The organism is Bacillus sp. 05T31, assembly GCF_056396725.1.
Map to the genome: position 1 here is coordinate 1 of NZ_JBFTMA010000414.1, position 3,830 is coordinate 3,830.

Consider the following 3,830-nt stretch of genomic DNA (forward strand, 5'->3'; position numbering starts at 1 on the left):
GACGAAGATTTTGAAATCCTRCMGATTTRGCAAAACGTCTCTTGACATGCCTATGATCCTGGTCAATAAGATGGCTAAAATTTTTGATTCTACAATGGAGTGTAGTTTGATAAACCGAGAGACCCTTTAGAATAGAAATCACTTTTGACACAAAACAATGATTTTATATGGTGTAGTTTGAGCTGGTATACTCATTGTTGTAAAACTATAAATARCTATTAAATTTCGATTYACAAGATTMCCTGTAAASAATTGACCRTTTGTTAATAAAATTWGAGTAGAAGGAGAAATATTTAATTTTAATTTTCCATCACYACTCTCCAACTGTTCATTAAAATAGTCTACTTTTACATTTTGATGCGGTGTATATTTTGCCATAACAGTCGCTTGAAATTGTGGTGGGAAAATAAGAGGAGCAGGAGCGTTGGCATCGTAAAACCCAGTTACTTTATCTCCTACTACTACCGTTGCATAGTCGATAAAATACGTATTTGGTTTCACTACAAAATTTATTAGATTCCCATAACCATTATCTACGGACATTAATTTATTACATCCTATATCTTCGTTTGACCCTGTTACAAAATCGTTAATCATAGTTATTGTACCATCAAATGATTGAAATTTTTTCATTCAAATACCTCTTTTGTTTATATAATTAARCCTYTATCGTTACTCTAYAATTTTTAAAARCATGTAAATGAAATAATCCTTCTCGTATCAATTCCAAAAATAACCCAAAACCTACCGTTCCATCTRAAACCAGCAACAGACCTTGGTCCTACAAAAATTGGGAAATACCAAAATTGTTCACCATTACTAAGCCATATATAAGTATTTCGAAATAAACATAATGAAATTGCTCCTGGATCAACAGCAAATGGTGAAGCTGTTGATTGTTGAGGAATAAATGATGGGGGGGGAGATGTTGGAGCTTGTGARCTTTGCTGTCCTGGAAAACTTGGTACACCCGGAAAGCCTGGTACACCCGGAAAACCTGGTATTCCAGGTATACCTGGAATCTGAGGACCAGAGAATTGACGATCGAAGTATTGATCATAATTTATATAAGGATAATATATTGACTCATTATACATTTAAAAACCACCTCTTTATTTTTAAAACCCTCTAAATTATTAATATGTAATGTGGTTCGTATAGGAAGCTTATTCACTTCCTATACGAACAATATTTTAAACAGGAAAGTATACCAATACCCTTTGTTTTTCGGTATGGGGTAAAGTTAAATTGGCTGCAAGCAAGTATGCACCTGACTTAGTTGATACAACTGAGGTGGCAATCTCAGCGCTCAAACAATCTGTATTTTTCCTGAAGATGAACAAGATTAGAAAAGACTTCAAAGGTTATTTATTTGGCGTTCTCGCAAAGATAATGTCTGTTGAGCAAAGAAAACTGAAGAATACACTTTTCAATTTCCTACAAGATTAAACTGAGGAGGAGCACACACTATTAGGAGTACCGCCACGTTTTGAAAAAAAAAGACTCGACCGTTTTTTTTGGTCAAGCCCTGTATTAAATTACAAACTATTTCCCTTTAAGCGCCAGGAATAGTTGGAACCAAATTCTGAACGACTTTGATGAGATTATTTGCGATATCTTGTTGTTGAGATGTAAGTGTATCGGATCCATCAGTGAATACTGTAACGCAGATTGGACAAGCTTCGATATGAATCCCCAATAGATTAATAGCTAGACCACCTGGTATATCCACAGTAAGAATCGATGTGGAACCTTCAGGAGGAGTACAAGTCTGACAGTTAGTTTCAAGAGCCATAGAGTCACCTTCTTTCTTGATAGAGTTAATATATAAATATGTTCGAAGGTACTCAAAGGACAAAGGTATTTGTACAAGCTTCGAAAATTGTGTTAGTGACTCAGATTTACTCCCAATGAACTCAAACCCTTCAGGAGATGTTACAATTATTGGATTAGTATCTGTATCGTGTACAATGAAAATTCCGCCAAGTTTGACGAATTCATCAATGATTCCTCCTGGTTGCATCATTGCCATGACGTCCAGATCAGTAATATTCCCTTGAATTCCGATCCAAACACACCAGTAATCCGCTGCCAGTTGTTTACCTGTAGTGTATTGACCTTTGATAATTGATGGAGATATCTGCACAACAGTATATTGAGTAAGTGACCAAAGTTGTTTGGCAAAATCATAGGAAGTAACATCATTATCAAGCAGTAAGACTCCCTTACCAAAACCGAAAGTTCTACTTGGACAATTCATACTGGTTGTCTCAGTCGTAGAAACTGTTCTATTTATATCTAACGTACAATCATTGGATCCCTGTAAATTTGTCATTTGAACCACTGGTTCAGTAACTGTGAGACAACTATCCGAACTCATTATTCCGTCTAATCTTGCAAAAATTTGAGTTTCCCCAGTATTAATTGCTGTAATCAAACCTTTTGTTTCTTCCTTATTTGAAACTATTGCACTTGAAAGATTGCTAGAGTACCATTCTACAAGATTTGTAATGTCCCTAGTTGATTTGTCAGAATACGTACCTGTCGCAGTAAACTGATGACTCAAACTTGAACAAAGAGATAAATTCTTAGGATCTATCTTGATGGAGACCAAGACAGATATTCTTTTTTCGTAACATTCTTTCTCTTTTGGGATAAACAGAATAGGAGGGTTAAATTGATTGGAAGTGTTCATTTGTGTTAGCCTCACTTTCTTTATCAATACATTTAATCAATATATGTTACATACAGAACTCGGTTTGGACTGGATCGCTCTCCTGATTATTTAGTTCATGTTAATCTGAAACTATTCACTTCCAGTAACGAGAATTATGTAAATGAGCTGTTAGTACACTGAGGAGGCATGAGACTTAGAGCCTCAAAGGGTTACTTACCCTAGGTAGGTATTGACTGCATAATTATCACTGTGTAGCGGACTGTATGTAGATGAATAACTATGAGGTGGTTCTCAATGAGAATAATAACTTGAGAGCCTTGATACATATAAGTTTTACTGATCCCAAACCTCTACAGTTCACTGGGAAATGCCCCTTCACGTTCCTTTTGGAAGGGGCATTTTTAGCTAAAATGATAAATTATCAACCATTAATATTTTAACAGCTTTTCATTATGGTTTAGATTGCTCCAATTGTTGTTTCATTTTCTTTTCATTTTCAGTTATAAGATTTATTAACTCCTTTTCTCTATCATTATAATAACTAGTTAGTGTTTCAAAGCGAAGCTTAATAAGTTTTTCAAGACCGAGCTTTTTATGATTATCAATGATTTCTTTCTCACTTAAGTAAGAAATATTATTCTTTAAATTATAATGTTCTTTATTAATTACATCATTAATTTCCATATGAGCCTTTTTAATATTCATAAATAAATCTGCCCACTGCGTATTCAGGCTGAAGTATTAATCAATCTTCCAATTTTCCCATTCTTTATATAGTTTTTCAAACTCTTTATTAAGAGTTTGATATAATTCGTCGGCATTACTTACTGTCGCATAATTCCCTTTTCCTGCTTCTGCAGTATTCTTTAATTGCTGTTGCTCACTATTTTTCACATCAAATCCAATAATATTTACAACTGCATGAGTATTGGATTTATTGAGATTTTTGGCAGCATTAACTGGATCTCCCCCACAAGTCTCTTCTCCATCACTCACAATATATACTACATTTAGGTTTTCATCACCGGTATACTCTTTAAAATCATCATTTACAGACTCTATAGCCAATGCTAACGGCGTCCACCCCTTCGGATCAAACTTAGATAAAGCAGCATTAAATTGTTCCTTATTATAAGGCTGTAATGGGTACATT

6 protein-coding genes and 1 pseudogene are annotated in these 3,830 nt (G+C 34.5%); 1 reads left to right on the forward strand and 6 read right to left on the reverse strand.

The annotated features are described in order from the left end of the window. The 3 genes and pseudogenes from AC1DJR_RS20705 to AC1DJR_RS20715 all read right to left on the reverse strand — a co-directional run. Positions 1-130 (reverse strand): annotated as a pseudogene (locus AC1DJR_RS20705) (IS6 family transposase); the annotation flags it as partial. 8 nt (positions 131-138) lie between these two features. Further along, entirely contained in the window at positions 139-633 is a 495-nt protein-coding gene (locus tag AC1DJR_RS20710; protein ID WP_477003395.1) for a hypothetical protein, read from the reverse strand. 53 nt (positions 634-686) lie between these two features. Then, a complete protein-coding gene (locus AC1DJR_RS20715) occupies positions 687-1,097 on the reverse strand; it encodes a collagen-like protein (RefSeq protein ID WP_429688690.1) in 411 nt (136 codons plus the stop codon). Between the two features lie 151 nt (positions 1,098-1,248). Between AC1DJR_RS20715 and AC1DJR_RS20720 the strand changes: the two genes are divergently transcribed. Then, entirely contained in the window at positions 1,249-1,449 is a 201-nt protein-coding gene (locus tag AC1DJR_RS20720) for a hypothetical protein (protein ID WP_429688689.1), read from the forward strand. A gap of 106 nt (positions 1,450-1,555) precedes the next feature. Here AC1DJR_RS20720 and AC1DJR_RS20725 read toward each other — a convergent pair whose 3' ends face one another. From AC1DJR_RS20725 to AC1DJR_RS20735, 3 genes are all read right to left on the reverse strand, one after another. Next, the gene (locus AC1DJR_RS20725; RefSeq protein WP_477003396.1) at positions 1,556-2,695 is read right to left on the reverse strand and encodes an Ig-like domain-containing protein; all 1,140 of its coding nucleotides are present in this window, start codon (positions 2,693-2,695) and stop codon (positions 1,556-1,558) included. Between the two features lie 432 nt (positions 2,696-3,127). Then, on the reverse strand, positions 3,128-3,382 hold the full coding sequence (locus AC1DJR_RS20730; RefSeq protein ID WP_429688687.1) for a hypothetical protein: 255 nt from the start codon (positions 3,380-3,382) through the stop codon (positions 3,128-3,130). Between the two features lie 36 nt (positions 3,383-3,418). Beyond that, positions 3,419-3,830, reverse strand: a 412-nt coding sequence (locus tag AC1DJR_RS20735) for a vWA domain-containing protein (protein ID WP_477003397.1), incomplete at its 5' end; no start/stop codon positions are given.